The organism is Stenotrophomonas sp. (genome assembly GCF_050737075.1).
In the GTDB taxonomy this organism is placed as follows: Bacteria; Pseudomonadota; Gammaproteobacteria; order Xanthomonadales; family Xanthomonadaceae; genus Stenotrophomonas.
The window spans coordinates 18511-45504 of sequence record NZ_JBOHXV010000018.1 but is presented as its reverse complement, the minus strand read 5'-3'; the positions used below and the strand labels follow the sequence as shown (position 1 = coordinate 45504).

24 protein-coding genes are annotated in these 26994 nt (G+C 67.6%); 11 read left to right on the top strand and 13 right to left on the bottom strand.

The genetic code is table 11. From position 1 onward, the window contains the following. The first annotated feature begins 21 nt into the window (after window positions 1–21). The 4 genes from ubiH to ACREPD_RS06625 all read left to right on the top strand — a co-directional run bounded on the left by ubiH (window position 22) and on the right by ACREPD_RS06625 (window position 3515). Entirely contained in the window at window positions 22–1227 is a 1206-nt protein-coding gene (ubiH, locus tag ACREPD_RS06640) for a 2-octaprenyl-6-methoxyphenyl hydroxylase (RefSeq protein ID WP_431598587.1), read from the top strand. Further along, window positions 1224–2399 (top strand): UbiH/UbiF family hydroxylase, encoded by a 1176-nt coding sequence (locus ACREPD_RS06635; RefSeq protein WP_431598586.1) that lies wholly within the window; start codon window positions 1224–1226, stop codon window positions 2397–2399. Before ubiH ends, ACREPD_RS06635 begins: the two co-directional genes overlap by 4 nt. 99 nt (window positions 2400–2498) lie before the next feature. Then, window positions 2499–2918 (top strand): hypothetical protein, encoded by a 420-nt coding sequence (locus tag ACREPD_RS06630; protein WP_431598585.1) that lies wholly within the window; start codon window positions 2499–2501, stop codon window positions 2916–2918. Between the two features lie 159 nt (window positions 2919–3077). Then, window positions 3078–3515 carry a hypothetical protein gene (locus ACREPD_RS06625; protein ID WP_431598584.1) on the top strand — a complete coding sequence of 146 codons (438 nt, stop codon included), beginning with the start codon at window positions 3078–3080 and terminating at the stop codon, window positions 3513–3515. Window positions 3516–3560: 45 nt separating this feature from the next. On the opposite strand, the gene rlmM is transcribed toward ACREPD_RS06625, so the two are convergent. The 3 genes from rlmM to ACREPD_RS06610 form a co-directional block, all read right to left on the bottom strand. Next, entirely contained in the window at window positions 3561–4607 is a 1047-nt protein-coding gene (gene rlmM, locus ACREPD_RS06620; protein WP_431598583.1) for a 23S rRNA (cytidine(2498)-2'-O)-methyltransferase RlmM, read from the bottom strand. A 24-nt stretch (window positions 4608–4631) separates the two neighbouring features. Next, on the bottom strand, window positions 4632–5192 hold the full coding sequence (locus tag ACREPD_RS06615; protein ID WP_431598582.1) for a nucleoside deaminase: 561 nt from the start codon (window positions 5190–5192) through the stop codon (window positions 4632–4634). A 177-nt stretch (window positions 5193–5369) separates the two neighbouring features. Continuing rightward, the gene (locus ACREPD_RS06610) at window positions 5370–7118 is read right to left on the bottom strand and encodes a glutamine--tRNA ligase/YqeY domain fusion protein (protein ID WP_431598581.1); all 1749 of its coding nucleotides are present in this window, start codon (window positions 7116–7118) and stop codon (window positions 5370–5372) included. A gap of 136 nt (window positions 7119–7254) precedes the next feature. Here ACREPD_RS06610 and ACREPD_RS06605 point away from each other — a divergent pair, with 136 nt between their 5' ends. After that, on the top strand, window positions 7255–7521 hold the full coding sequence (locus ACREPD_RS06605; RefSeq protein ID WP_431598580.1) for a DUF2007 domain-containing protein: 267 nt from the start codon (window positions 7255–7257) through the stop codon (window positions 7519–7521). Between the two features lie 30 nt (window positions 7522–7551). Continuing rightward, window positions 7552–8202, top strand: coding sequence for a peptide-methionine (S)-S-oxide reductase MsrA (gene msrA / locus ACREPD_RS06600; protein WP_431598606.1), 651 nt, complete (start codon window positions 7552–7554; stop codon window positions 8200–8202). Window positions 8203–8668: 466 nt separating this feature from the next. Here msrA and ACREPD_RS06595 read toward each other — a convergent pair whose 3' ends face one another. The 5 genes from ACREPD_RS06595 to ahpC form a co-directional block, all read right to left on the bottom strand. Further along, on the bottom strand, window positions 8669–9631 hold the full coding sequence (locus tag ACREPD_RS06595) for a transaldolase (RefSeq protein WP_431598579.1): 963 nt from the start codon (window positions 9629–9631) through the stop codon (window positions 8669–8671). Between the two features lie 51 nt (window positions 9632–9682). After that, on the bottom strand, window positions 9683–10099 hold the full coding sequence (gene rnk / locus ACREPD_RS06590) for a nucleoside diphosphate kinase regulator (protein WP_431598578.1): 417 nt from the start codon (window positions 10097–10099) through the stop codon (window positions 9683–9685). A gap of 138 nt (window positions 10100–10237) precedes the next feature. Continuing rightward, window positions 10238–11194, bottom strand: a complete 957-nt coding sequence (gene oxyR / locus ACREPD_RS06585; RefSeq protein WP_431598577.1) for a DNA-binding transcriptional regulator OxyR — start codon at window positions 11192–11194, stop codon at window positions 10238–10240. Window positions 11195–11285: 91 nt separating this feature from the next. Beyond that, a complete protein-coding gene (ahpF, locus tag ACREPD_RS06580; RefSeq protein WP_431598576.1) occupies window positions 11286–12878 on the bottom strand; it encodes an alkyl hydroperoxide reductase subunit F in 1593 nt (530 codons plus the stop codon). 151 nt (window positions 12879–13029) lie between these two features. Next, window positions 13030–13593 carry an alkyl hydroperoxide reductase subunit C gene (gene ahpC, locus ACREPD_RS06575; RefSeq protein WP_068849365.1) on the bottom strand — a complete coding sequence of 188 codons (564 nt, stop codon included), beginning with the start codon at window positions 13591–13593 and terminating at the stop codon, window positions 13030–13032. Window positions 13594–13936: 343 nt separating this feature from the next. Between ahpC and prmC the strand changes: the two genes are divergently transcribed. Further along, window positions 13937–14794 carry a peptide chain release factor N(5)-glutamine methyltransferase gene (prmC, locus tag ACREPD_RS06570; protein ID WP_431598575.1) on the top strand — a complete coding sequence of 286 codons (858 nt, stop codon included), beginning with the start codon at window positions 13937–13939 and terminating at the stop codon, window positions 14792–14794. 56 nt (window positions 14795–14850) lie between these two features. Further along, the gene (gene pip, locus ACREPD_RS06565; RefSeq protein WP_431598574.1) at window positions 14851–15795 is read left to right on the top strand and encodes a prolyl aminopeptidase; all 945 of its coding nucleotides are present in this window, start codon (window positions 14851–14853) and stop codon (window positions 15793–15795) included. Between the two features lie 12 nt (window positions 15796–15807). On the opposite strand, the gene ACREPD_RS06560 is transcribed toward pip, so the two are convergent. Then, complete coding sequence (locus ACREPD_RS06560; RefSeq protein ID WP_431598573.1) at window positions 15808–16692, bottom strand: LysR family transcriptional regulator; 885 nt, start codon at window positions 16690–16692, stop codon at window positions 15808–15810. Window positions 16693–16799: 107 nt separating this feature from the next. Between ACREPD_RS06560 and ACREPD_RS06555 the strand changes: the two genes are divergently transcribed. Beyond that, window positions 16800–18218, top strand: a complete 1419-nt coding sequence (locus ACREPD_RS06555; RefSeq protein WP_431598572.1) for an MFS transporter — start codon at window positions 16800–16802, stop codon at window positions 18216–18218. Window positions 18219–18435: 217 nt separating this feature from the next. On the opposite strand, the gene ACREPD_RS06550 is transcribed toward ACREPD_RS06555, so the two are convergent. From ACREPD_RS06550 to ACREPD_RS06535, 4 genes are read right to left on the bottom strand one after another with little or no spacing between them, the layout of a single operon-like run. Beyond that, complete coding sequence (locus ACREPD_RS06550) at window positions 18436–19230, bottom strand: N-formylglutamate amidohydrolase (RefSeq protein WP_431598571.1); 795 nt, start codon at window positions 19228–19230, stop codon at window positions 18436–18438. Continuing rightward, window positions 19223–19774 carry an NUDIX hydrolase gene (locus tag ACREPD_RS06545; protein ID WP_431598570.1) on the bottom strand — a complete coding sequence of 184 codons (552 nt, stop codon included), beginning with the start codon at window positions 19772–19774 and terminating at the stop codon, window positions 19223–19225. Before ACREPD_RS06545 ends, ACREPD_RS06550 begins: the two co-directional genes overlap by 8 nt. After that, complete coding sequence (locus ACREPD_RS06540; RefSeq protein ID WP_431598569.1) at window positions 19771–20694, bottom strand: 5'-3' exonuclease; 924 nt, start codon at window positions 20692–20694, stop codon at window positions 19771–19773. Before ACREPD_RS06540 ends, ACREPD_RS06545 begins: the two co-directional genes overlap by 4 nt. Before the next feature lies 1 nt (window position 20695). Continuing rightward, window positions 20696–21271, bottom strand: a complete 576-nt coding sequence (locus ACREPD_RS06535) for a nitroreductase family protein (protein WP_431598568.1) — start codon at window positions 21269–21271, stop codon at window positions 20696–20698. A gap of 331 nt (window positions 21272–21602) precedes the next feature. On the opposite strand from ACREPD_RS06535, the gene ACREPD_RS06530 reads away from it, so the two are divergent. Both ACREPD_RS06530 and ACREPD_RS06525 read left to right on the top strand, forming a co-directional pair. Further along, on the top strand, window positions 21603–23912 hold the full coding sequence (locus ACREPD_RS06530; RefSeq protein ID WP_431598567.1) for a DUF1631 domain-containing protein: 2310 nt from the start codon (window positions 21603–21605) through the stop codon (window positions 23910–23912). 323 nt (window positions 23913–24235) lie between these two features. Next, on the top strand, window positions 24236–26980 hold the full coding sequence (locus ACREPD_RS06525) for an RHS repeat domain-containing protein (RefSeq protein ID WP_431598566.1): 2745 nt from the start codon (window positions 24236–24238) through the stop codon (window positions 26978–26980). Window positions 26981–26994 lie beyond the last annotated feature (14 nt).

Genomic DNA, 26994 nt, shown 5'->3' with positions numbered 1-26994 from the left:
GCACGCACTAGAATGGGCGGCATGAGTGAACGTCATGACGTAGTGATCGTGGGCGGCGGCCTGGTCGGTGCCAGCCTGGCCATCGCGCTGGACCGGGCCGGGCGCGATGTCGGCCTGGTGGAAGCCGCGCCGGCCGGCGCGCTGCCGCCGGTGTTCGACCAGCGCAACCTCAGCTTTGCCGCGGCCACGGTCAACGCGCTGACCGCGTTGGGGGTGATGCCCCTGCTCGGCTCGGCGGTCGGGCCGATCACCCGTATCCATGTGAGCCGCGCCGGCGATTTCGGCCGGGTGCAGCTGGACGCCGCGGAGTACCAGCGGCCCTGGTTCGGCCAGGTGGTGGTGGCGCGCGACTTCGGCCAGGCGCTGGAGACCCGGCTGCAGTCGCTGCAGCACCTTACCCGCTACCGGCCGGCACGCTTCGTGCGGCTGGGGGCGACCGTGGACGGCCATCGCCAGGTGTTCATCGCCGACGACAGCGGCGAGCGCTGCCTGCTGGCACGGCTGGTGGTCGGCGCCGACGGCACCCGCAGCGCGGTGCGCGAGGCGCTCGGCATCGACGTGGACGAGCATGACTTCCAGCAGACCCTGTTCGTGGCGCGGCTGCGCGCGGCGCGTGCGCCGGATGGCACGGCCTACGAACGCTTCACCGACACCGGCCCGACCGCGCTGCTGCCGCGCGGCGACCGCCACTACGGCGCCGTGCACGGCGTCGCCCGCGACCAGGCCGACGCGGTGATGGCGCTGGATGAGGCGGCCTGGCTGCAGCGCCTGCAGGCGACCATCGGCTGGCGTGCCGGCCGGCTGCTCGACAGCGGCCCGCGCAGTGCCTACCCGCTGATCCAGGTGCTGGCCCGCGCGCTGGTCGGCGAACGCAGCGTGCTGCTGGGCAATGCAGCGCAGACCATCCATCCGCTGGGTGCGCAGGGCTTCAACCTGGGCCTGCGCGATGCGCTGACGTTGGCCGAGCTGGTGGCCACGGCCGACGACGCCGGCAGTGACGCCCTGTTGCAGGCCCACGTCGCGCGCCGCGACGAGGACCGCCGGCAGACCATCGCCTTCTCCGGTGGGCTGGCGCGGTTGACCAGCAACGCCGCGCCGCTGCTGCGGCCGCTGCGCAGCCTGGGCCTGCTGGCCGCGCAGGCCACGCCGATGCAGTCGATGCTGGTGGGCGGCGCGATGGGTTTCCGCGGCGACGTGCCGGCGCTGTGCCGTGGAGTGGGCGCATGAGCCGGCGCGCACGTGATGTGACCGTGGTCGGCGGCGGCGTGGTCGGCGCCGCCTGCGCGCTGGCATTGGCCGACGCCGGGCTGGAGGTGACCCTGGTGGAAGGGCGCGAGCCCTCGGCCTGGCAGCCGCAGCAACCGGATCTGCGCGTATACGCCTTCGCCCCGGACAACGCGCAGCTGCTGCGTACGCTGGGCGTGTGGCCGTCGATCGTTGCCGCGCGTGCCTGTGCCTACCGGCGCATGCGGGTGTGGGATGCCGCTGGCGGCGACGAACTGCGTTTCGATGCCGACACCTTGGGGCGCGAACAACTCGGCTGGATCATCGAGAACGACCTGCTGGTGGACCGCCTGTGGGCCGCCTTGCCGGCGGCGGGCGTGCAGATCTGCTGCCCGGCGCGGGTGGACGCGCTGGAGCAGGATGCCGACGGCGTCCGCCTGCGCCTGGACGACGGCCGTCGGCTGGAGTCGGCGCTGGCCATTGCCGCCGATGGCGCCGATTCCACCCTGCGCCGGCTGGCGGGGCTGCAGGTGGCGGCGCAGGCGTATGGCCAGCGCGGCGTGGTGGCCTATGTCGACACCGAACACGACAACGAGGCCACGGCCTGGCAGCGTTTCCTGGTGACTGGGCCGCTGGCGGTGCTGCCGACCGGCACGCGCCGCAGTTCGATCGTGTGGACGTTGCCCGACGCCGAGGCCGAGCGCGTGCTCGCGCTGGACGAGGCCGCGTTCGGGGCAGAACTGACCCGCGCCTTCGCTGGTCGCCTGGGCGAGATGACCCTGACCTCCCGGCGCGCCGCGTTCCCGCTGCGGCGCCAGCTGGCCACGGGCTACGTGGCGGGCCGGGTGCTGACCCTGGGCGACGCCGCCCACGTAGTGCATCCGTTGGCCGGGCAGGGCGTGAACCTGGGGCTGCGCGACGTGGCGGCGCTGCACGCGCTGGTACTGCGCGCGCAACAGCGCCGCCAGGACTGGGCGTCGCCGGACCGGCTGCAGCGCTGGGCGCGGGAGCGGCGCAGCGACAATACCGTGTCGGCGTACGGCTTTGACGCGATCAACACGGTGTTCTCCAACGACGAGATGCACCTGACCCTGGCCCGCGGCCGCGCGCTGGGCTGCGTAGGCAAGTGGCCGCCGCTGGTGTCGGCACTGTGGAAGCGGGCGGCCGGGCTGTAGGCGCTGCCGCGCGCCGCATGATGGAAACGTGGAAGCGGTATTGGGGGGGCTGGGGGACGCTTAGGGGGTTAGCACCTCCGCCAGCGCTCCGGGATTTCGATGAAGACTGAATCTACCGCCCAACAACTGTTCCACAAGTTGAAGTACTGCTGGCAGCCCATCCCGAAGCGGGGTGCTCCACCGCAGGATCCTGCGCAGCCACTGGCAACGGTGGTCCGTGACGTGGTCAACCGCGTCGACAACACGCCGCGCTCCACCCAGGCGATGAGGGCGCAGAACGCGCTGCTGCGTTTCGTCGAGGAGGCGGCAAAGGCCCAGGAGGCGTTGCAGCCGGTGTCGCATGAAGCGCGCAAGCTGGCGTTCAAGGACATGCGCGTCATCCAGCACGGATTGAAGGTCGAACGCGACAAGGCCAGGCTGGAGCGCGGGCAGGTGGAGAGCCACAACTACAAGCGCTACGAGGAACTCAAGGCGCTCGCTCAACAGGCCCGCGCGGTAAAGCACCTGCTGAAGCCGTGAGTGGAGCCTGGCCGGCGGTTCGTGTGTCGCAATTCACCTGCAGTGATCGAAAACTGAAAGTGACGGCGCCTATGCGACCGGCAGACTGAGAACGCGCGGTCGATGCGGAACGGATGCATCGGCCTCGCCCCTTCGTCTTTCAGGACCCGCTGGAGTGCCATGACCCCGCCCATCAATCCTTCGAGAGCATTCCCCTCCTTCAGCGCCCTTTGGGACAAGCTGCGCACGGAAAAGCAGATCAAGGCTGCGGAAGAAACGGCCCAGCGCATGGTCACCGCACCCGAGGAGGCCATCGGCCAGTTCGGGCAGTTGCTCCACAGTGTGGAGAACGGCAGGCCGCACGGCGTCGGCTATGCCAGTGGGCCTGCGCTGGATGCCGGCAACAAGCTGCAGGCTTTCGTTCGCGATGCGGCGAACAGCGGCCTGCCGCCGTCGAAGGAGGGTTTTCGGCAGCAGCTGGTTGACCTGGCGCACTTGGAGCGGGATTGGCGCAGGCAGCTGGAGGGTGCGCCCACGGACGAGGCCATCGAGGCGCTGCGCAACGTGCTGATGAAGGTGGACAACCTGCAGAAGTTTTCCGGCCCGCGCGCAGACTGACCGCTGCTCAGGGCAGCAGCCAGCCGCGCCGCTGCCCGGGCCTTCTCACCGCCCGCTCCACGCCAGCACCGTGATCTCTTCGCGGTCGTGGTAGAGCTGTTTGGCACGCACGGTGAGCGGTCGCCCGGCCTGCGCTTCGAACAGCTCCAGGCACAGCCGGGTTTCGTCCCAGCGCTTCTTCATCGGCAGTTTGAGGTTGAAGATCGCGTGCCGGCACCAGCCCTCGCGGAACCAGGTGGCCATGCGTTCGGCAACGCGGCGCGGCTGCTCTACCATGTCGCAGACCATCCAGTCCAACGGGGTTTCCGGCTGCCAATGGAAGCCGTCGGCGCGCAGGTGTTCGACCAGGCCGGTCTCCAGCACGTGCTCACGCAGCGGGCCGTTGTCCACGCTGACCACGCGCATGTGCTGGCGGGTGAGCACCCAGGTCCAGCCGCCGGGAGCCGCGCCCAGGTCGGCCGCGCGCATGCCGGGTTTGACCAACTGCTCGCGTTCTTCCGGGCTCATCAGGGTCAGCAGCGCCTCGTCCAGCTTCAGTGCCGAGCGCGAGGGCGCGTCGGGCAGCAGCTTCAGGCGCGGGATGCCCAGCGCCCACGGCGCGCTGTCGCGGGTATCGGCGACGCAGACGAAGGCATGGCGGCCGCCCACGAACACGATGTGCAGGCGCGGCAGCGCGGTGTTGGGCTTGTCGGTCAGCAGGCCGGCCTTGCGCAGCGCCGGGCGCAGCGCATTGCCGAACGCGCGGGCCAGGCCGGCCAGCGGCTTGCCTTCATCCGAATCCGGATGCTCCACCCACATGTCGCCGAACCGCAGCTGGCCCTGCAGGGCGGCGATGATCGGGGTGATGCGGTCGGCCGCATCCAGCTGCGGCAGCTCGGCCAGCACCACCAGCTTCTGGCGGGCGAAGATCAGCGAGCGCCACGGCAGGGCCTTGGACAGCGCGGCGCCTTCCTCGGTGGCGAACAGCACGTAGCCGTCGTTGCGCTGGGTCCGCGCATAGCCGGCGATGTTCGCGTACGCGGCGCGTTCGGAGAGCTCACCGGCCAGTTCGGGTTCGAAACCCTGCCGGCACAGGCACAGAAGGCCGCTCATCGGCGCACGCCCGTGGCGTGGAAATCAGTAATGCGCACCGTTGGTTTCTCCATACTGGCGCAGTACCGCGCGCGCTGCATCGCGCTCGATGTCGCGCACGACCTCGATGCCACGCGTGTTGAGTTCACCGATCCAGTCGGCCGGCAGCGGGCCTTCGTCGAACGGCGTGAGTTCTTCCACGTCCTGCGCGCTGGCGCCGATCAGCAGCCGGTCGATGCCGGCCCAGATGGTGGCGCCGTAGCACTGGCAGCACGGCTGCGAGGAGGTGGCCAAGGTGACCGGCGACAGCACATCGTTCAGGCGCGGGGTCTGCAGCCGCTGCTGGGCCAGCATGTAGGCCATGTTCTCGGCGTGTGCCAGCGAGGTGCTGTGCGGCACGACCCGGTTCACGCCCACGGCGATGATGCGGTCGTCCGGACCAAACACCACGGCGCCGAAGGGGCCGCCGGTCTGCGCCTCGACATTCAGGCGCGACAGCTCAATGGCCAGGGTGACCTTGGCGGCGTCGCCGGGATAGGCGCGGCCCTGGTCGATCTGGTCGTGGATCCAGGCGGGCAGGGTGAGGTGGACTTGCGCGTACAGCATCGGGACGGAAACCTCTTGGTATTCGGGTGGGGCGGGCGCAGTGTATCGGGCCGGGCGTGGCGCTGCCGTGTCCGCGCTGAACGCGGGCACGCACGCGCAGCCGGCCAACCCTGCCGGAGGGCAGGGCGGCGCGCTGGTGGGGTGGCAGGGCCGGTGCCAGGCACCGGCCGGAACGGCTCAGGCCGACCAGGTATCGCGCAGGGTCACGCTGCGGTTGAACACCGGCGTGGTGGCGCTGTGGTCGCGACGGTCGGCGACGAAGTAGCCGGTGCGCTCAAACTGGAACGACTGCTCCGGCGCGGCGGTAGCCGCGGCCGGTTCGATGTAGCCGGTCACGGTGCGACGCGAGTCCGGATTGAGGTAATCGCGGTAGGTCTTGCCCTCGGACTCGTCGTCCGGGTTGGGCACCGAGAACAGGCGGTCGTACAGGCGGATCTCGGCCGGCACCGCATGCACGGCGCTGACCCAGTGGATGGTGCCCTTGACCTTGCGGTTGGCGCCTTCCATGCCCGGACGCGATTCGGGGTCCAGCCAGCCGCGCAGTTCGGTGATGGCACCGTCGGCATCCTTGATGACCTCATCGCAACGGATGATGCCGGCGCCGCGCAGGCGCACTTCGCCGCCCGTCACCAGCCGCTTCCAGCCCTTGGGCGGGATTTCGGCGAAGTCTTCGCGCTCGATCCACAGCTCGCGAGCGAACGGAACCTCGCGGGTGCCGAATGCCTCGTCCTTGGGATGGTTGGAGAAGGTCAGGGTCTCTGCGTGGCCTTCAGGCAGGTTGGTCAGCACCAGCTTGATCGGGTCGATCACGGCCATGCGGCGCGCGGCGGCGCTGTCCAGGTCTTCGCGCAGTGCGCCTTCCAGCACGCTGAAGTCGATCATGGAATTCTGCTTGCTGATGCCCACGCGTTCGGCGAACAGGCGCATCGCGGCCGGGGTGTAGCCGCGGCGGCGCAGGCCCTGCAGGGTCGGCATGCGCGGGTCTTCCCAGCCGTCGACCAGCTGTTCGGTGACCAGCGCCATCAGCTTGCGCTTGCTCATCACGGTGTAGTTGATGTTCAAGCGCGAGAACTCGATCTGGCGCGGCTTGGCGGCTTCGCGCGGCAGGCCGCGCTCGACCAGCGGCTGGGTCAGCGCATCGTTGTGCGCGAAGTCGACGTTGTCCACGCACCAGTCGTACAACGGGCGGTGGTCTTCGAATTCGAGGGTGCACAGCGAATGGGTGATGCCTTCGATGGAATCGCCCAGGGCATGCGCGAAGTCATACATGGGGTAGATCGGCCAGGCATTGCCGGTGTTCTGGTGTTCGACATGCTTGATGCGGTACAGGGCCGGATCGCGCAGGTTGATGTTGCCGCTGGCCATGTCGATCTTGGCGCGCACGGTGCGGGCGCCATCGGGGAATTCACCGGCGCGCATGCGCGCGAACAGGTCCAGGTTTTCGTCCACGCTGCGCTCGCGCCACGGCGAGGGGCGGCCTGGTTCGGTCAGGGTGCCACGGTAGGCGCGCACTTCCTCGGCCGACAGGTCGCAGACATAGGCCTTGCCGTCGCGGATCAGCTTTTCGGCGGCCAGGTAGTAGGCGTCGAAGTAGTCGGAGGCATGGCGCAGCTCGTTCCACTCGAAGCCGAGCCAGCGCACGTCGTCCTGGATGGCGGCGACGTATTCGGGATCTTCCTTGGCCGGGTTGGTGTCGTCGAAGCGCAGGTTGCACACGCCGCCGAACTCGCCGGCGATGCCGAAGTTCAGGCAGATCGACTTGGCATGGCCGATATGCAGGTAGCCATTGGGCTCGGGCGGGAAGCGCGTCTTGATCGCGGCATGCTTGCCGGCGGCCAGGTCCTCGCGGACGATCTGACGGATGAAATCCCGCTTTTCGTGGGTTTCCGGAAGGGCGTCGGTGGGGGTGGCAATAGGCTCGGACATGAGGCGCAGGCAGAAGGCAGAAAGATTGCCAGTCTAGCGTGTCTCCCAAAGGGAGACACGCTAGACGTAGCGCCGGGCTCTGCCCGGCCGACCTCCCGGCGGCGTATGCTGCCCCCAGAACCTACGGGAGCTTCCCATGCACGTGATCTACCAGGCCGACAACCTGTTCGACGCCCATCTGGTCAAGCACGCGCTGGAGGCGGCGGGGATACCGGCGTTCGTGTTCGGGGAGTCGCTGCTGGGTGGGATGGGCGAGCTGCCGCTGTTCGGGGTGCTCCGGGTCTGCGTGCCCGACCTGGCAAGGCCGGAAGCCGAGCAGGTCGTGGCCGGGCTGGACTTGGGCGGGCCCCCGGACGACCCCATATGGGACGGAGACGAAAGCGCCGGCCCGTTGCCGGCCTAGGAGACCGCCATGTTGGGAATTGCCAAGGGCCTGTTGGGTATCGGTGCGTTCAAGCAGCGCCTGCCGCGGCCGGACGAGGCGTTGCCGGGCCGCGAACACGCGCTGCCGCTGCACAACCAGCATTACGTGAACAGCCACCCGCTCAAGGACGGTTTCGCCGGCTTGCAGCGCATCCGTTTCGCGATGGGCTGCTTCTGGGGCGCCGAGCGCAAGTTCTGGACGCTGCCGGGCGTGTATTCGACCTCGGTCGGCTATGCCGGCGGGTCGACCCCGAACCCGACTTATGACGAGGTCTGTTCCGGCCTGACCGGGCACACGGAGATCGTGGAGGTGGTGTTCGACCCGGCCATCATCAGCCTGGCCGAGCTGCTGCAGGTGTTCTGGGAGAACCACGACCCGACCCAGGGCATGCGCCAGGGCAACGACACCGGCACCCAGTACCGCTCGGCGATCCACGCCACGTCGCAGGCCCAGCTCGACGCGGCCTTGGCCAGCCGCGATGGCTACCAGGAGCGCCTGACCGAGGCCGGGCTGGGGGCGATTACCACCGAGATCGAGTTCCCGGCGCCGGAGTATTACTACGCCGAGGACTACCACCAGCAGTACCTGGCCAAGAACCCGAACGGGTATTGCGGGATTGGTGGCACCGGCGTGAGCTGCCCGATCGGCGTGGGAGCGTAAGAAACGGCCCGTAGTGCCGGGCTCTGCCCGGCCGCTTCACGCATTTGAGCGAACAGCCGGTTGCCTGCGCATGGCCTGAGCTGGGCCGGCGGGTGCGGGTTTGCGGGACACGCCGTGAATCCGTCCTTGGAGGCTCGTAGAAAACTTGCGCGTGTACGCAATCCTGCGTACACGGCAAGGCCGGGGTTGGGCGTCGTGCCCAACCCGTCCGGCGCATGCGCCGGACCCATGTTTTCTGCGGTCCCGCAAACCCACCCCCGCCGACCCCCGACAGTTATTCGGTGGTCACGGAACATCAACGGCGGTGCCGATCATTTTCATGCGTTACCGGGCGCGGTGGTGTTGCGTGCCGTCGTTCGGGAACCGACGCTACCGGCCCCAGGCCCGTTCGCGGGTTTCCAAATGAAAACGGGACGAATGCAGTTTCTGCATTCGTCCCGCTTTTACATCGTCAAACGACTACGGCTTACAGCCGTTCGCGAATCGTCTGGCGCAGGGCTTCGAGGTCTTTCGCAAACGCGTCGATGCCGGCGGCCAGCTTCTCGGTGGCCATCGGGTCGGCGGCCAGGTCGGTGGCGAACTGGGCGGCATCGATGGGGGTCACTGCGACCGACTCGGCGGCGCCGGCCACCAGCTTGCGCGGCAGGTCGCCGTGGTCGGCGTCGAGCTTTTCCAGCAGGTCCGGCGAGATGGTGAGGCGGTCGCAGCCGGCCAGCGCTTCGATCTGCGCGGTGGAGCGGAACGAGGCGCCCATCACCACCGTCGGCGAACCGCGGCGCTTGAATTCTGCATACACGCCGCGCACGAACACGACGCCCGGGTCGGCATCGATGTTGGCCGGCGTCTGGCCGTTGGCCACGTACCAGTCCAGGATGCGGCCCACGAACGGCGAGATCAGGAACGCGCCTGCTTCGCTGCAGGCCAGCGCCTGGGTCGGGTTGAAGATCAGGGTGAGGTTGCAGTCGATGCCTTCGGCCTGCAGCTGGCGCGCCGCTTCCACGCCTTCCCAGGTGGCCGCGATCTTGATCAGCACCTTGCTGCGCGGCACGCCGGCCGCCTCGTACATCGCAATGAACTGGCGCGCCTTGGCTACCGTCGCGGCCGTGTCATGCGCCTGGTCCGCATCCACCTCGGTGGACACGCGGCCCGGCACCAGCGAGCTGAGCAGCGTGCCCACGCCCACCGTCAGCCGGTCGGCCACGGCGTGCACGATGGTCTCGCGCTCGCCCTGCTGGCCACGGCCCCAGGCAAGCTCGCGTTCGATGAGGTCCACGTAGACGGGCAGGTCCAACGCCTTTTTCACCAGGGTCGGATTGGTGGTGCAGTCGACCGGCTTGAGGCGCTTGATCGCCTCGTAGTCGCCGGTGTCGGCAACGACCACGGAGAGGTCACGCAGCTGGGTGAGTTTGGACGGCGTTGCAGTGCTCATTGCGACTCCTGGAGCAAAACGGAAACCCCGCGCGATACGCGCCAGGGGGGATCAATTCGGGGACGGGTTGTGGACAGCGGTCACGCGGAGGCGCAGCTTGCGGCCACCCGGTGCATCCCAGTCCATGGTCTGGCCAACGGCCAGGCCGAGCAGTGCGGTACCGACCGGTGCCAGGATGGATACCTTGCCCTGGTCGACGTCCGCTTCGCGCGGGAACACCAGCGTCAGCTCATGCTTGTCGCCATGCACCTCATCTTCGCACTCCACGCGCGAATGCATCATGACGATGCCTTCGGGCATGTCTTCCGGTGCCACCACGGTCGCCCGGTTCAGCTCCTGGATCAGGGCCTGCGCAGCGGGGGTCTGCTGGATGGCCGGCGACTCGAGCATCGCGTCGAGGCGGTCCATGTCGCGGCTGGACACCGTGATGGGGGCGATGGATGGCGGCAGTCCGCTGGAAGTGGACATGTAAAGCTCCTTACGTTTATGGAAGACCCATGCAAAAGGCGGCGCCTTCTGGCGCCGCCTGGTTCTATTGTGCTGCCTATCGAAGGCGGATGCGACCCGTCCGCGGGGCGGATCGCTGCAGCCGGTTCAGCGACCGCCTCAGGCCCGCGAAAGGCGCCGGTTGGCGGCGCCCATGGCGTGGTCGGCGGGATCGAGGGTAAACAGCCCCTGGGGCAGCCGCTTGAACTGCTGGGCCAGCTGTTCCAGGAAGCCGGTCATGGCCGAACTGCGCCGCCATGCCATGGCGATGCGGCGGCTGGGGCGGTCGTCGCCGCTGAAGTCCAGCAGGCGGATGTTCTCCGAACGCGGCACCGGCGGCTTGACCGACAGGGTCGGCAGCAGGGTGATGCCCACATCGGCCGCGACCATCTGCCGCAGCGTCTCCAGGCTGGTGGCGCGGAACTCGGATTTCTCGTTCGCGCCGAACAGGCGGCAGACCGCCAGCGCCTGGTCACGCAGGCAATGCCCGTCTTCAAGCAGCAGCAGCTTCTGCGACGACAGCTCCTGGACGTCCAGATGGTTGCGACGCGCCAGCGGGTGCTGGCCGGACACGGCGAGCAGGAAGGGCTCCTCGAACAGGAATTCCGCGTGCAGCTGGTCATCGTCCAGCGGCAGCGCCAGCAGCGCCGCGTCGAGCCGGCCTTCGCGCAGCCGGTTCAACAGTTCGTCGCTTTTCTCCTCGACCAGCAGCAGTTCCAGCTGAGGAAAGCGTTCGCGGATGTTGGGGATGACGTGCGGGAGCAGGTACGGCCCCAGGGTCGGGAAAATACCCAGCCGCACGGTGCCGGCCTCGGGGTCGATGCTGCGCCGCGCCGCCTCCTTCATCTGTTCCACTTCGGCCACGATGGTGCGGGCACGGGCAGCCGCTTCCACGCCGGCCGGGGTGAGCATGACCTTGCGCGGTGCGCGCTCGACCAACGGCAGGCCCAGCTCATCCTCGAGCTTTCGGATCTGGGTCGACAGCGTGGGTTGGCTGACGAAACAGGAGGCAGCCGCCCGACCAAAGTGTCGATGGTCGGCCAGCGCCACCAGATATTTCAGATCACGTAGGTTCATTTCCTTGTACCTCTAGACGGTAATGGACCGGGTGATGGCGTGGTTTACCCAGCAGGCAAAAAGGTTCCCGGCGAACCGGGAACCCGACGTTTCAGGCAGCTTCGGCGACAGCGCCACTGCTCTTGGGAACGGATGTACGTATCAGGTGATCAAAAGCGCTCAGTGCCGCAGTGGAACCGGCGCCCATCGCGATGATGATCTGCTTGTAGGGCACCGTAGTGCAATCGCCTGCCGCGAATACCCCCGGAACATTGGTCTGGCCGCGGTCGTCAATGACCACTTCGCCGCGCGGCGACAGTGCGACGGCGTCCTTCAACCATTCGGTGTTGGGCAGCAGGCCGATCTGCACGAAGATGCCTTCGAGCTCGATGCGGTGCGCATCGCCGCCGACGCGATCCTTGTAGACCAGGCCCGTCACCTTCTGGCCATCGCCCAGCACTTCCTGGGTCAACGCGTTGGTGATGATCGTGACGTTGCCGAGGCTGCGCAGCTTTTTCTGCAGCACCTCATCGGCGCGGAGTTTCTCATCGAATTCCAGAAGGGTCACATGCGTCACGAGGCCGGCCAGATCGATGGCGGCTTCGACACCGGAGTTGCCGCCGCCGATCACCGCCACGCGCTTGCCCTTGAACAACGGACCGTCGCAGTGCGGGCAGTAGGCCACGCCCTTGTTGCGGTACTGGTCCTCGCCCGGCACGTTCATCTGCCGCCAGCGCGCGCCGGTGGACAGGATCACCGAACGCGACTTCAGCGACGCGCCGTTTTCCAGTTTGATCTCCACCAGGCCATCGTCACCGGCCGGCACCAGCGCGCTGGCGCGCTGCAGGTTCATGATGTCCACGTCGTATTCGCGCACGTGCTGTTCCAGCGCGGTGGCCAGCTTGGGGCCTTCGGTTTCCTTGACCGAAACGAAGTTCTCGATCGCCATGGTGTCCAGCACCTGCCCGCCGAAGCGCTCGGCGGCCACGCCGGTGCGGATGCCCTTGCGCGCGGCGTAGATCGCCGCCGCCGCACCGGCCGGACCACCGCCGATGACCAGCACGTCGTAGGGGGCCTTGGCGGCGATCTTGGCGGCGTCGCGCTTGGCCGAACCGGTGTCCAGCTTGGCCACGATCTGCTCCAGGCTCATGCGGCCCTGGTCGAAGATCTCGCCGTTGAGGTAGACGGTGGGTACCGACATGATCTGGCGCGCCTCGACTTCGGCCGGGAACAGCCCGCCGTCGATGGCCACGTGGCGGATGCGCGGGTTGAGCACCGCCGCCAGGTTCAGCGCCTGGACCACGTCCGGGCAGTTCTGGCAGGACAGCGAGAAGTAGGTTTCGAACGTGTAGTCGCCGTCCAGCGCCTGCACCTGCTCGATGACCTCGGCGGTGGCCTTGGACGGGTGCCCGCCGACCTGCAGCAGGGCCAGCACCAGCGAGGTGAACTCATGGCCCATCGGCAGCCCGGCGAACGCCAGGTGGATGTCCTGGCCGGGGGTGGTCAGCGCGAATGAGGGGGTACGCTCGGCGCCGTCGCGGCGCACGTCCAGCGTGATCTGGTTCGACAGGCTGACCAGGGTTTCGAGCAGTTCCAGCATCTCCTGCGACTTGGCCCCGTCGTCCGCATGGGCGGTGATCTGGATCGGACGGGTGACGCGTTCCAGGTAGGTCTTCAGCTGGGACTGGAGGGTGGCATCCAACATCGAAAAACTCCTTGATTCAGGCAAAGGAACAGCGTCGACGTACCACTACGGTACATCTGGGCGGCGTAGGGGTGAACCGAAGCGGGCGCCGGGGCACCGGCTTCGGTTCACCCCCACCCCCGTCTGGACGGGAGGGGGAGTGAGGTGCGACTTAGATCTTGCCGACCAGATCGAGCGACGGGGTCAGGGTCTTCTCGCCTTCCTTCCACTTGGCCGGGCACACCTGGTTCGGGTTGGCGGCGGTGAACTGGGCAGCCTTCAGCTTGCGCAGGGTCTCGGAGACGTCACGGGCGATCTCGTTGGAGTGGATCTCCAGGGTCTTGATCACGCCTTCCGGGTTGATGATGAAGGTGCCGCGCAGGGCCAGGCCTTCTTCGGCAATGTGCACGCCGAAGGCGTTGGTCAGCTGGTGGGTCGGGTCGCCGACCAGCGGGAACTGGGCCTTGCCGACGGCCGGCGAGGTTTCGTGCCACACCTTGTGCGAGAAGTGGGTGTCGGTGGTGACGATGTACACCTCGGCACCGGCCTTCTGGAACTCGGCGTAATGGTCGGCAGCATCTTCAATTTCGGTCGGGCAGTTGAAGGTGAAGGCGGCCGGCATGAAGATCAGGACCGACCACTGACCCTTCAGGGTGCTGTCGGAGACCTTGATGAACTCGCCATTCTGGTAGGCGTTGGCTTCGAACGGCTTGATCTGGGTGTTGATGAGCGACATCGGTATTCCTCGTGGTGAAGGGGGATGGGTGAAGCGACCAACACAGGTTAGCGGCTCACTTCCGATAAGGACAATCCATTGATTGCATCTATACAATAGATACAGTCTATCGATATGGACTGATTCCGGGATGAACATTGATCGCCATTCATGACAGAACCCTTGTCGCGCAAAGGATTTGGTGAATTCGCCGATCAACGGCCTGATAGCCGTTGCTTATGCGCGTGATCGTGAAGCTGAACAGACATTCAGGCTCTGGCGGCGGGTGCGACATCGGGTCGCGGCCGGTCGGCCGGTGCCGCCATTGGCCTACACTGCGCCCCCACCATTGCCCAGACCCGCCATGACCGCCGCCCCGCAGGAGATCCGCCAGCTGCTTGCCGATGCCGCCCGCGAGCTGCCCGGCGTGGAAGGCCGCCACGAGGCCGAACTGCTGTTGCTGCACGTGCTGGGACGAGAGCGCAGCTGGCTGTTCGCCCACGCCACCGATGTGCTCGACCCGGCCGACGCCGAGGCCTTCGCGGCCCTGCTGCAGCGTCGCATCGCCGGTGAGCCGGTGGCCTACCTGCTGGGCCGACGGGGCTTCTGGACCCTGGACCTGGCCGTCAGCCCCGCCACCCTGATTCCCCGGCCCGAAACCGAGCGGCTGGTCGAGCTGGCACTGGAACGCCTGCCCGCCGACCGGCCGCTGTGGGTGGCCGACCTGGGCACCGGCAGCGGCGCCATTGCACTGGCGCTGGCCAGTGAGCGTCCGCAGGCGCAGGTGCTGGCCACCGACATGAGCGCTTCCGCGCTGGCCGTGGCCGGCGCCAATGCCCGCCACCACGCACTGCCCAACGTCGGTTTCCGCCAAGGCTCGTGGTACGCGCCGCTGGCCGGCGAGCGCTTTGACCTGATCGCCAGCAATCCGCCTTACATTGCCAGCGACGATCCGCACCTGGTACGAGGCGACCTGCGCTTCGAACCGGCCAGTGCGCTGGCTTCCGGCCACGACGGCCTGGAGGACATCCGCCAGATCATCGACGGCGCGCCCGCGCACCTGCTCCCCGGCGGCTGGCTCCTGCTGGAGCATGGCTGGGACCAGGGCGAGGCGATCCGTGCGCTGCTCGACGCGCGTGGCTTCGTGGAAGTGGCTACGGCGGTGGATCTGGAACAGCGCGACCGGGTGAGCCTGGGCCGGTGGCCGGCAACGCTAGAATGAGGGTCCACGCCGGCTGAGCGCCGGCGACGGCCGTCATTCCCTCTGGAGTTCCGCACATGCGCACGCTGTATCCCGCCATCACCCCTTACGACGTCGGCAGCCTGAAGGTCGACGACCGCCACACGCTGTACTTCGAACAGTGTGGCAACCCGGACGGCAAGCCGGTGGTGATGCTGCACGGCGGGCCGGGCGGCGGCTGCAGCGACAAGATGCGCCAGTTCCACGACCCGGCCAAGTACCGCATCATCCTGTTCGACCAGCGCGGTGCCGGTCGTTCCACGCCGCATGCCGACCTGGTGGACAACACCACCTGGGACCTGGTGGCCGACATCGAGCGGCTGCGCGAGCATCTCAACGTCGAGCGCTGGCAGGTGTTCGGCGGCAGCTGGGGCTCGACCCTGGCGCTGGCCTACGCGCAGACCCATCCGACCCGCGTGACCGAACTGGTGCTGCGCGGCATCTTCATGCTGCGCCGCTGGGAACTGGAATGGTTCTACCAGGAAGGCGCCAACCGCCTGTTCCCGGATGCGTGGGAGCATTACCTCAAGCCGATCCCGGCCGTGGAGCGGCATGACCTGATTTCCGCCTTCCATCGCCGCCTCACCAGCGATGACGAAGCGACCCGGCTGGCGGCGGCCAAGGCGTGGAGCGTGTGGGAAGGCGCAACCAGCTTCCTGCATGTGGACGACGACTTCGTCAACAGCCACCAGGACCCGCAGTTCGCGCTGGCGTTCGCCCGCATCGAGAACCACTACTTCGTCAACGGCGGCTTCTTCGAGGTGGAAGAGCAGCTGCTGCGCGACGCGCACCGTATCGCCGACATCCCGGGCGTGATCGTGCACGGCCGCTACGACGTGGTGTGCCCGCTGCAGAGCGCGTGGGAACTGCACAAGGCGTGGCCGAAATCGACGCTGGAAATCAGCCCGGCCTCGGGCCATTCCGCGTTCGAAGCGGAGAACATCGACGCGCTGGTACGCGCGACGGACCGTTTCGCCGGTTGACGGCTGAGGCGGTCACCAGGTGCCGGCGGACAATGCCTCCGCCAGCACCGTCAATTTCGGCGAGGCCTGCCGCGAGGGCGGATACACCAGCGACAACGCACGGGTGCGCCCTTCAAACGGTTCCAGCACGCGCTGCAGGCGCCCATCGGCCAACGCGTCGGCCACGGCGAAATCCATGACCTGCACGATGCCGATGCCGGCCAGGGCGCCCTCCACCAGGGGGTCGCCACTGTCGAACACCATCCGCGCCGGCGCGGTGAAGTCGCGCAGGCCGTCGCCCTCGCGGAACTGCCAATCCACCAGCCGGCCACTACGCAGGTTGCGCACGGCCAGGCAGGTGTGATCGTGCAGGGCATCGACGGTGGCCGGCGCGCCGTGCCGGGCGAGGTACGCCGGCGAGGCCACCGTCACCCAGCGCAGTGGCCGCAGCGGCCGCGCCACCATGCGCACGTCGCCGATCGGCCCGGTGCGCAGCGCTGCATCGAAGCCTTCCTCCACCAGGTCCACCAGCCGGTCGTTGAGCACCAGTTCGAACTGCAGTTGCGGGTACGCGGCCGTCAGCCGTCCGGCCAGCGGCACCAGCACCTTGCGCCCGAACATCGACGGCGCGGTCAGTTTCAATACGCCGGACGGCGTGCACGGCCGGTCGCCCAGCTTGCGCTCGGCGTCCTCCAGGCCGCACAGCAACGGCGTGCAGTGCTCGACGAACTGGCGCCCGTCCGGGGTCAGGCTGACGGTGCGGGTGGTGCGGTGGAGCAGGCGCACGCCCAGTTCGCCCTCCAGCCGACCGATCGCGCGCGACAGGCCCGACTGGCTGACGCCCAGCTGGCCAGCGGCGGCGGTGAAGCTGCGTGCTTCGGCAACCTGCACCAGCATGCGCACGGCATTGAGATCCATCGTGGCGTCCGATTGATGCGAAAATGCATGACAGAAATCGAAGTATCCGGGTTTCTTTGTTGCCCGTCATCAATGAGACTGCCCGCCTTCCCCCTGCAACGACCGGCATGACCCACACCCCATCTTCCTTCCCGCCACGCCTGGCGCTGACCCTGCTGGCGATGGCCCAGCTGATCATCGCGCTGGACGCCACCATCATTTTCGTCGCCCTGCACGAGATGGGCGTGCAGCTGCAGATCAATGCGCAGCAGCTGCAGTGGATCGTCAGCGCCTACACCGTGGCCTTCGGCGGCTGCCTGCTGCTGGGCGGGCGCGCCGCCGACCTGCTCGGCCGGCGCCGGGTCTATCGCACCGGCATGGCGCTGTTCGCGCTGGCCTCGCTGGTCGGTGGGCTCAGCAACAGCGGCGGGGTGTTGATCGCCGCACGCGCTGTGCAGGGCATCGGTGCGGCACTGCTGTTCCCGGCCACGTTGTCGTTGATCAGCACGCTCTACGCCGAAGGTGCGCCGCGCAACCGCGCGCTGGCGATCTGGTCGATGGCAAGTGCCGGTGGCCTGGCGCTGGGCACGCTGCTCGGTGGCGTGCTCACCCAGAGCTTCGGCTGGTCGTCGGTGCTGCTGGTGATCGTGCCGTTCGCCAGCGTCTGCGCGCTGCTGGCCGGCTGGTGGCTGCCGCGCGATGCCGCAGTGGTGCGCGGGCGCTCGTTCGACCTTGCCGGCTGCCTCACCGTGACCCTCGGCGGCAGCCTGCTGGTGACCACGCTGGTGCAGGCGCCGGAATGGGGCTGGGCCGCGCCGCGCACGCTGGGCTGCCTGTTGGCCTCGGTGGTGCTGCTGGCCGCCTTCGTGGCGATCGAACAGCGTAGCCGCGACCCATTGATGCAGTTCTCGCTGCTGCGCCTGCGCAGCCTGCGGGCGGCGATGCTGCTGACGATGGTGTTCATGAGCAGCTTCGGCGTGCAGTACTACTTCCTGGCGCTGTATTTCCAGGATGGCTACGGTTGGAGCGCGCTGCAGGCGGGGCTGGCGTTCCTGCCGCCGACGCTGGTGTGCACCTTCGGCATCCGCATCAGCGAGCACATGCTGCGCCGGCGTTCGCCGCGCCAGGTGCTGGCGCTGGGCATGGGCGCCGGCGCGGTCGGCATCGGCGCGGTCGCCGTGGCGCTGCCCTTTGGCGCCACCTACTGGGCGCTGCTGCCGGGCATCGTGGTGCTCAGCATCGGCCAGGGCATGACGTGGACGGCGATGTGGATCGTGGCCGGGCAGGGCGTGCCTGCCGCGCAGCAGGGCGTGGCCTCGGGCATGGCCGCCACCGCGCAGCAGATCGGCGGCGCGCTGGGGTTGGCGGTGCTGGTGATGCTAGCCAATGCGTGGCGCAGTGCAGGTGCCGCGGGGACCAGCCCGGAAGCGCTGCAGGGGCTGGTGAACGCGCAATACGGCGCGGCGCTGTTCGCGTTGCTCGGGGTAGGCGTGGCGCTGTGGTTGCGGCCGGAAAAAAGCGGGGTTGTATTGGAGCCGGCTGGGTAGAGCCGACTGGGTAGAGCCGACTGGGTAGAGCCGACTGTTAGTCGGCTGTTCTCCGCGCAATCACCCAACACCCGCCGACGGCAGCCGACTAACAGTCGGCTCTACCCCGTCGGTACCCGTCGTTAGCCCGCCGGTACCCCGCCGGTACCCCGTCGTTAGCCCACCGGCACCCCGTCGGCACCCCGTGCGGGGTCCCCGTTGACGCACCCCGTCGGTGTTACCCGCGCACGGATTCCAACCGCGCAAACACCCGCGCCAACCGTTCCGCCCACGCCTGCTGCCCCGCCGCGTCCGCGATCAGATCCTGGCGGATCTCCAGTTCCACGTGCAGCAGGCCGCGGCCTTCGCCGTGCACCGGTACCGCGTAATCGCTGGTGCTGCTGACCGAATACGGTTCGTTGTCGCCCACCACCAGATCACCTTCGTCACGCAGCGCCTGCAGCAGGGCGTGTGCCAGCCGTGTGTCCTGGTGGTACAGCACGCCGGCGTGCCACGGGCGCGGCACGTCATTCATCTGCGGGGTGAAGCTGTGCATCATCACCAGCAGCGTCGGGCGCTGCTGTTCCGTGCGTGCATCCAGTTCGGCGGCGATGCGTGCGTGGTACGGCGCATGTATCTCGTCGATGCGCTGCTGGCGTTGCGCGGGTGACAGCCCGACGTTGCCCGGCACGAGCGTGTTGTCGCTGCGCTCGGGCATCAGGGTCGGTGACGCGAGCGGTCGGTTGCAGTCGATCACCAACCGCGAATAGGTCTGGGTGATCGCCCACGCATCGAGCAGGCCGGCGAGCGCGCGCGTGACGCCTGCAATTCCGATATCCCACCCGATATGCCGGTCCAGCTCGGCCTGCCGCAGGCCCAGGTCCGCCAATGCTGCCGGCACCTGCTGGCCGGCGTGATCGGCGATCAGCACGTAGGGCGAACGCCCGCCCGGGTGCAGTACGGTGAACGGTGCCGGATCGGAATCACCCAGCAGCGGGCCCGTGGCGAGCGGAAGTGCGCGCGAATCAGCCACGCGGGGTGCCGTCCAGATGGTGCTCGATCATCCACAGCCCCGCCCACAGTTTGGCGTCGAGCTGGTAGCCCTGGCCCATCTTCTCCACCAGCCACGCGGCGGCGCGGGCACGCGGAATCTCGTGCACGGTGATGTCTTCGCTGGCATCGCCGCCGCCGTCGCCGACCTTGCGCAGCCCGGTGGCGCGCACGAACGCGATCTTCTCGCTGCTGGCACCGGACGAGGTGGGGCCGATCATCAGCACCTCGGCGTGCGCGGCGGTCCAGCCGGTCTCTTCTTCCAGTTCCCGCACCGCCGAGTCTTCGATCGACTCGCCCGCGTCGATGTCGCCCACCAGCCCGGCCGGCATCTCGATGGTGCTGGCCTGCAGCGGCACGCGGAACTGCTCGACGAACAGCACGCTGTCGTCGGGGGTCACGGCGATGATGATCGCCGCCAGGCCGCCGGCGTGGGTGCGCTCGCTGTATTCCCAGGTACCGCGGACGACCATGCGCTGGTACTTGCCTTCATAGACGACCTTGGGGTCCTGCGTGTTGTGACTCATGCGAACTCGCTGGCAGTGGAAGAGGAATCGGACAGGCCGGCGGCGGTGAACAGTCGGCGCCGGGTCAACGGGCCGAAGCGCAGCGCATCGCATAGACCCTGCAGCATCTGCGCGTCGGCGCTGGAACGGCTGAAATCGGCCTGGGCCGCGTCCAGCGGCGCATCCAGGGCAATCGTGGTGAGCTGGCGCCACAGCAGCGCATGCTCGCGCTGCTCGCGCAGGCGCACGGCCATCTGCGCGGCACCGCGCAGGCGCAGGAACGGCACTTCGTCCAGGCGCTCATACAAGGTGTCCATGCTGCCGAAGTGGGCCAGCAGCACCGCGGCCGACTTGGCGCCCACTCCGGTCACGCCGGGAATGTTGTCGACCGCATCGCCACACAGCGCCAGGTAGTCGGCGATCTGGTGCGCATGCACGCCGTGGCGGGCCTTGACCCCCGCCATGCCCCAGCGCTGGTTGCGCGCGTAGTCCCACTGCTCGTCGTGCTCGTACAGCAGCTGGGAAAGATCCTTGTCGGCGGAGATGATCACCCCGCGCATGCCGGCGTCGCGGCGCGCGTGCAGGGCGCTGCCGATCAGGTCGTCGGCCTCGTATTCGTGGTGGGCGAGCACGGTCAGGCCCAGCGCCACGCACAGCGCCTTGCAATGGGCGAACTGGCGGCGCAGCGCATCGGGAGCCGGGTCGCGGTTGGCCTTGTAGGCGGCGTAGATCGTGTGCCGGAAGCAGCTGTCCAGCGCCTCGTCGAACGCGATCGCGATGTGCTGCGGGCGCTCGCGCTCCAGCAGGTCCAGCAGGAAGCGGGCGAACCCATGCACCGCATTGGTCGGCCAGCCCTGCTGGTCCTGGAATTCATCCGGCATCGAATGCCAGGCGCGGAACACGTACAGGCTGGCGTCGACCAGGTACAGCGGCTGGCGCATCTCAGCCCTCCCAGTCCTGCAGCAGCGCCGCCGGATCCGGGCGCTCACGTTCCGGGACCTCGGTCTTCGGCGTGCCGATATGGATGAAGCCGGCAATCCGCTCCTCGCCGTCCAGGCCCAGGTGGGCGTGCACGGCCGGGTCGAACGCCATCCATGCGGTCAGCCACTGCGCGCCGAAGCCCAGTGCCTGGGCGGCCTGCAGCAGGGCAAAGCAGACGCAGCCGGCGGTCATCAGCTGCTCCTGCTCGGGCACCTTCGGGCTCGGCGTGGGCCGGGCGATGACCGTGATGATCAGCGGGGCGTGCGAGAAGCGCTGCCGATCCTTCTCCACCTGCGCGTCCGACGCGGTGGGGTCGCGCTCGCGGCTGCGCTGGGCCAGGAACGCGCCGAGGCGGTGGCGGGCGTCGCCGGCGATGCGCAGGAACCGGAACGGCACCTTCTTGCCGTGGTCGGGCACGCGCACGGCCGAGGCCAGCATCCGCAGCAGCGTTTCCGGGTCGGGTCCGGGGGCGCCCAGTTGCAGGGCGGGAACCGAACGGCGGGCGTCCAGAGCGTGCAGTGTAGGGGAATCGAGCATGGGATCTCAGTGGGTGTCGCAGTGCCCTCGATTATAGTCGCGGCAGTTTGTGACACGAACTTGGGCAATCTCTGGCCCATTTGCGACAAAACGTGATGAACCTCACTTAATTAATGGCAATCCTTCACGTCGCTGTACTCGCTTCCCGGGAGCGCTGGCCTTACGATACAAGGCCTGCCGGTGCCCGGGTCGTGAGGTTCAAAGTGCGGACTGTTTCACTGTCCCTGACCGGCGGGCCGACCTACCATCCGAGTGCCGGTGTCTTGGGGACGCCCGCGCCCGTTGTATCCATGTTGCATTCTGTACCTGCGAAGGTGGGGAGCCTTCTCGCATGATCGCCACGCCCAACGTACCGGGGCAGCCGGGTCGCGACCCGGCGCTGTTGAAGCTTGCGCGCGAGGCCGCCCTTCCCGGACTGGTCGAGTCGTTCGCGACCGTGCTGGCACGCTTTGACGATGTGCTGTTCGACCGTGCCGGCACCGCCGGCGCGTCGCAACTGCTGTTCCTGGACGGCATGCGCGAGCTGCGCCGCCGTCGCGACGATATCGTGGGCGGCTTCCGCGGCCATCTGGGTCGGGCTTGGGATGCGCTGGAGCGGGGTGAGCCGTTGTCGGCCGAGGCCACGTTGGCCGGCCAGGTCGAAGGCGGCCTGAGCCTGGTGCCCGAGCACGTGCTCGAATCGCGCCTGGCGGTACGCAATTTCGCCACCGTGCTGCTGCGCGACTGGAAGCCGGTGCTGGGGCGGCTGGACCGCCGCCTGGGCTGGATCGCCGGCGGCGTGGAACTGGACGCCGACCTCAATCCGATCAGCCCCGAACACATCGGCGTGGCGATCCATGAGGCCTTCGCAGACTGTGAACTGGCGCCGGAAGTGCGCCTGGTGCTGATCAAGCTGTGCGAGCGTGACCTGCACGCACCGATCGGCAAGCGTTACGAGAAGCTGGACGAGCAGTTGGCGGCAGCCGGTGTGATGCCGCAGTTGTCGGCACCGCGCCGTCCCGCGCCGCGGCCGCCGTCGGCGCGCCAGGAGCTGGACGATCTGGTCGATGCGCTCGACCCCGAGGCACAGAACGCCGACGACGCAGCGGCCCCCGCCTGGGCACGGCGCTTCGCCGACCGCTGGGCCGCCAGCCGCGGCCGCATGCAGTCGGCCCAGGCCGCGCATGACAGCGCCAGCGAGGGCGGCGACGGCCTCAGCGGCAACCAGGGCATGCTGCTGGAGGCGCTGCACGAGCTGCTGCAGCAGACCCGCCATGTCCGCGAAGACGCCACGTCCGCCGCCAGCGTGGCGGTCGGGCAGCAGCGCCCGCTCAGCCAGCGCGAGATGATGTCGGTGCTGTCGCTGCTGCAGGCCACGCCGAGCGCGACGCTGCGCGCGGCGATCGGTGAGGACGGCGAATCGCTGGCCCAGCGCCTGAAGAGCGAAGTGCTGTCGGGCGCGACCCGGCTCGGCGTCGATCCGGCGCAGGCGCGGCTGGACCCGCAGGACGAGGATGCGATCGACCTGGTCGGCATGCTGTTCGATGTAATGCTCGACGAGCGCGACCTGGAGGGCCGCTCGCGCGAGCTGATCGGCCGGCTGGTGGTGCCGTTCGTGAAGGTCGCCATGCTCGACCGCCGCATGTTCGTGCAGAAGACCCACCCGGCGCGCAAGCTGCTCAATTCGCTGGCCGAGGCCTGCGAAGGCAACATGGGCGAGAGCCAGGCCGAGCGCGTGCTGATGGGCAAGGTCGAAGAAATCATCGAACGCCTGGTGGCCGAGTTCAACGAGAACCTGGCGATCTTCCTGACGCTGGAAGAAGAATTCCGCGATTTCCTTACCCAGCACCGTCGCCGCATCGAGATCGCCGAGCGGCGTGCGGCGGAAACCCAGCGTGGCCAGGAAAAGCTGGAGATGGCGCGCACCCGCGCCGCCACCGAACTCGACTGGCGCATTGCCGATACCACGCTGCCGCAGGCACTTGGCGAGTTCCTGCGCCAGCCGTGGCAGCACCACCTCACCCTGGCGGTGCTGCGCGAAGGGGACGACGGTGCATCGGTCAGCGAGGCGCTCGCGCTCGCCGACGGGGTGCTGGAAGAAATTTCCGAGGCGCGCCGCCAGATCGTCGGCAAGCCGTGGCTGCAGGCCTGGCAGCCGGCGCTGCGCAAGGTGTTCGCCAGTGTGGGCGTCCACGCCGACGCGGCCACGGCCGCCATCGACACGCTGCACGACACGCTGCAGTCCATCGCCGAATCGCGCCCGGAACTGGAGCGCGCGCTGCCCGAACTGCCGCAGGTGGTGCTGCCCGCGCCGCCGGCGCCGGAAAGCGGCGGGGTGGAATTGGGCGGCAAGGTGGATGTCAGCGATTTCGACAATGCCGACGCCGACCGCTTCCGCGGCCTGGAGATCGGCAGCTGGCTCGATTTCGTCGATAAGGACGGCAAGGTCCAGGCCGGCAAGCTGTCCTGGGTGAGCCCGATCTCGCAGCGCCTGCTGTTCGTGAACCGCCGCGGCGTACGCTTCTGCGTGGCATCACCGGAAGAACTGGCGGTCATGGTCCGCCTGGGCCGCCTGCGCGCGCACATCGACGACGGCGCCTTCGACAGCGCCATGCAGGGCGTGATCGACCGCCTGGATACCAAGGGCGCTACGGTTCACTGAGGCCGTTACGATGCCGCAATGCTGAACGTAGCGCCGGGCTTTGCCCGGCCGCGCTGATCGCCAGCGTAACCGCTGGTCTCGGTCGCCCCCTACTCCGCGGGCGGCAGGTACGACACGCCTCTCTCATTGCGCCTGCGTCGCGATCGACGCAGCGCCGCCTTTCTCACGGCGATCGAATGGACTGATTCGCGCCATCCAGCGTCGCGTTGACCACCTCCATCGCGGCGCTGACTCCAGGGCTTCCCAATCCTTGCTATCCATCTCCCGGTTCAAGCGCATCTCCGCGCGTGGCCGAGAGATGTTTCGTCGAGGAGAGTCAAAAAATGGAAAGCTACTCATCCATTGCGCGCTGGGTGCGAGCTGGCGTAGTCATCATCGGGCTGGGTCTTGTCGATTCTGCGTCATCGCAGTCCAGCGGTGGGCGCTACCCATGGCAGGAATATAACGAACGCATCCGCGCATCGGAGATGGCCGCGCCGCTGACCTCGGATCTTTTCGGCGATCAAATCAGCCTCTACGACGGCAGTACCGAATTTGTCGTCACCGACATTGATCTACCCGGGAATAATGGTCTACCGGTGCAGCTGCGGCGCCGCCTGAAGGTCGAGTCGAAGAAGCAGATGGAGTTCTTCGGCGGCTTTGGCGAGTGGGATCTGGACGTGCCTTATCTTTACGGCGTATTCACGAGCACCGGACGGTGGACGGACAGCGGTAATGGCGCCACGCGGCGCTGCTCCGAGAATTGGTGGCCCTGGGTGGGGCGTACCTACGGATTGGATGAAATCTGGTCAGGCAACTACCTGCACCTGCCCGGGGCGGGCGATCAGGTGATGATGTACATCGGCGACAGCGGTGCGCCGGTTCCGTCGCAAGGCGGACCGTATGTGTGGTCCACCCGCGACTTGAATGTATTCAGCTGTACCGCCGAGCAGCCGATCAGTCAGGGCGAAGGATTCGTTCTGCATACGCCAGACGGGCTGCGCTACACCTTCGATATCGCCATCGAGAAGCGGGCAGGGCGCGTCAACAAATACGGCCGGTACATTGGCCGAAGCAAGATGTTCCTGGCCGCCAGCCGGGTGGAGGACCGGTTCGGAAACTGGGTGGCCTGGCGCTACAGCGGGGACAAGCTGGTCGCCATCGAATCCAATGATGGGCGTCGCATCGAGATCGGCTGGGAGGGTGCGGAGATCGCTGTTGCATCGGCGAACGGCCGCACCTGGAACTACCGGTATTCCTCCAACACGGACAACAACTACCCCTACGGGAAGCCCAGGCTGGCCTCGGTGCAGCAGCCTGACGGCCATTCCTGGCGCTATCGCTACACCGGCACGCTGTCGCCAACGTACGTGCCGCTGGACGTGAGCATGCGCAACTGTCCGGCAATGCCGGCACCCATCGTGAACTTCCACGTGGAGATGGACCACCCGACAGGGGCCACCGGAGCATTTCAGTTTGGCTTGAGCCGTCACAAGCGTAGCGGCACCCCTGCCAATACCTGCGTGGCGGACTCAAACCCGAACACATTCAGGCCGCTGTTCCCCGACCACTTCGACGTCTATTCGATCAAGGCGAAAACCATTACCGGGGCTGGACTTGCGCCTCGGCGCTGGTCTTACGAGTACCGAAATGTCAGGCCCGTTCAAGGCACTGGGCCCCTGCCTTGCGAATCGTGTCGCCGCGAGAAGGTCGTAGTGGTGAAGCAGCCGGACGGCAGTGAGCTGAAGCAAACGTTCGGAACTCTGTTCGGTGACGACAACGGGCGGCTGCTGAGATCGGAAACGTACGGGCCGGGACTGCTTCGTCGCGAGACCAGTCACTACATCAGCAATGCTGATCGCGAAAGCCAGCCCTTCCCCGACGTCTACGGATTTCCCTGGGGGGTCGACGATGCGTCCATCGGGATCGTCCGCCCGCTGCAGGAGACCGCGATCGAGCAGGACGGCGAAACGTACATTCGCCGGGTGGACGCGTTCGATGCGTTTGCGCGGCCGGCGCAGGTTTCCCGGGCAAACAGCCTCAACTACGGCAGGTATGACCGGACCGAGCGCACCCTATATCACGACAATCTCGCCTCATGGGTCCTTGGTCAGCCCCGACAGGTGGACGAGCTGGCGCCCGTTCCCGGGCGGGTGCTGTCCAGAGTCGATTTCGATGCGCGGGATCTGCCGTGGCGGCACTACGCCTTCGGACGGCAGGTGGACGAACGTACCTATCTGGGGGATGGAAGCCTTTCGACCCTGCGGGACCCGCTGGGGCACACGACGACGCTGAGTGACTGGAAGCGGGGATTCCCTCAGCGTATCCAGTACGCGGACGGGGCGGAGGAGCGTGCCCAGATCGATGACAACGGATGGATCCGACAGGTGACCGACCGGCGTGGTGCCGTGCGCGGATACGGCTACGACGCGATGGGCAGGCTCACCTCCCTGATCCAGCCCCGAGACGACGAGCAGCCCTGGAACAACACTCAGTTCCTGCTGGAACAGGTGGGCTCCGCAGAGTACGGCATCGGTGGCGGCCACTGGCGGCACACGGTAAGTACAGGGAATGCGCGCAAGCGCACCCTTCTAGACGCCCTTTGGCAACCACTTCTGGTGGAATCCTGGGACGCCGCCGACCGGGCAGGGACGCTCACGCAGACTGTCGCCCGGTTCGATGTGATGGGGCGAAAGCAGTTTGCGTCCCAGCCATCACGATCCATCGACCACGTGGACGCTGCTGGTCCCGGCAGCCGCACCAGCTACGACGCGCTGGGGCGGATCGTGCTGCAGGAGCAGGACAGCGAACTGGGACCATTGACGACCCGCACAACATATCTTCCCGGAAACCGGCAGCAGGTCTTCAATCCGCGTGGCCAGGTAACCACCACGACCTTCATGGCGTGGGACACGCCGGAACAGAATCATCCTGTCACCGTTGAGCTTCCGGAAGGCACGTTCGTCGATATCGAACGCGATGGTCTGGGGAAGCCCACGGCAATCAGACGACGCAATGCGGATTCAACCAGTGCGCTGCCCCCGTCGGTACGTCTACGACGCGCATCAGCAGCTCTGCAAGCAGATTGAACCGGAAACAGGCG

Bases quoted from the DNA above. Each gene is read 5' to 3' on its own strand.
- ACREPD_RS06595 (WP_431598579.1), bottom strand. From the start codon at position 9,631: ATGAGCACTGCAACGCCGTCCAAACTCACCCAGCTGCGTGACCTCTCC.
- ACREPD_RS06560 (WP_431598573.1), bottom strand. From the start codon at position 16,692: ATGGATCTCAATGCCGTGCGCATGCTGGTGCAGGTTGCCGAAGCACGC.
- ACREPD_RS06630 (WP_431598585.1), top strand. From the start codon at position 2,499: ATGAAGACTGAATCTACCGCCCAACAACTGTTCCACAAGTTGAAGTAC.
- ahpF (WP_431598576.1), bottom strand. From the start codon at position 12,878: ATGTTGGATGCCACCCTCCAGTCCCAGCTGAAGACCTACCTGGAACGC.
- ACREPD_RS06555 (WP_431598572.1), top strand. From the start codon at position 16,800: ATGACCCACACCCCATCTTCCTTCCCGCCACGCCTGGCGCTGACCCTG.
- rnk (WP_431598578.1), bottom strand. From the start codon at position 10,099: ATGTCCACTTCCAGCGGACTGCCGCCATCCATCGCCCCCATCACGGTG.
- pip (WP_431598574.1), top strand. From the start codon at position 14,851: ATGCGCACGCTGTATCCCGCCATCACCCCTTACGACGTCGGCAGCCTG.
- ACREPD_RS06540 (WP_431598569.1), bottom strand. From the start codon at position 20,694: ATGCGCCAGCCGCTGTACCTGGTCGACGCCAGCCTGTACGTGTTCCGC.
- ACREPD_RS06615 (WP_431598582.1), bottom strand. From the start codon at position 5,192: ATGCTGTACGCGCAAGTCCACCTCACCCTGCCCGCCTGGATCCACGAC.
- ahpC (WP_068849365.1), bottom strand. From the start codon at position 13,593: ATGTCGCTCATCAACACCCAGATCAAGCCGTTCGAAGCCAACGCCTAC.
- ACREPD_RS06525 (WP_431598566.1), top strand. From the start codon at position 24,236: ATGGAAAGCTACTCATCCATTGCGCGCTGGGTGCGAGCTGGCGTAGTC.
- ACREPD_RS06535 (WP_431598568.1), bottom strand. From the start codon at position 21,271: ATGCTCGATTCCCCTACACTGCACGCTCTGGACGCCCGCCGTTCGGTT.
- ACREPD_RS06625 (WP_431598584.1), top strand. From the start codon at position 3,078: ATGACCCCGCCCATCAATCCTTCGAGAGCATTCCCCTCCTTCAGCGCC.
- ACREPD_RS06605 (WP_431598580.1), top strand. From the start codon at position 7,255: ATGCACGTGATCTACCAGGCCGACAACCTGTTCGACGCCCATCTGGTC.
- prmC (WP_431598575.1), top strand. From the start codon at position 13,937: ATGACCGCCGCCCCGCAGGAGATCCGCCAGCTGCTTGCCGATGCCGCC.
- oxyR (WP_431598577.1), bottom strand. From the start codon at position 11,194: ATGAACCTACGTGATCTGAAATATCTGGTGGCGCTGGCCGACCATCGA.
- ACREPD_RS06635 (WP_431598586.1), top strand. From the start codon at position 1,224: ATGAGCCGGCGCGCACGTGATGTGACCGTGGTCGGCGGCGGCGTGGTC.
- ACREPD_RS06530 (WP_431598567.1), top strand. From the start codon at position 21,603: ATGATCGCCACGCCCAACGTACCGGGGCAGCCGGGTCGCGACCCGGCG.
- ACREPD_RS06610 (WP_431598581.1), bottom strand. From the start codon at position 7,118: ATGTCCGAGCCTATTGCCACCCCCACCGACGCCCTTCCGGAAACCCAC.
- rlmM (WP_431598583.1), bottom strand. From the start codon at position 4,607: ATGAGCGGCCTTCTGTGCCTGTGCCGGCAGGGTTTCGAACCCGAACTG.
- ubiH (WP_431598587.1), top strand. From the start codon at position 22: ATGAGTGAACGTCATGACGTAGTGATCGTGGGCGGCGGCCTGGTCGGT.
- ACREPD_RS06545 (WP_431598570.1), bottom strand. From the start codon at position 19,774: ATGAGTCACAACACGCAGGACCCCAAGGTCGTCTATGAAGGCAAGTAC.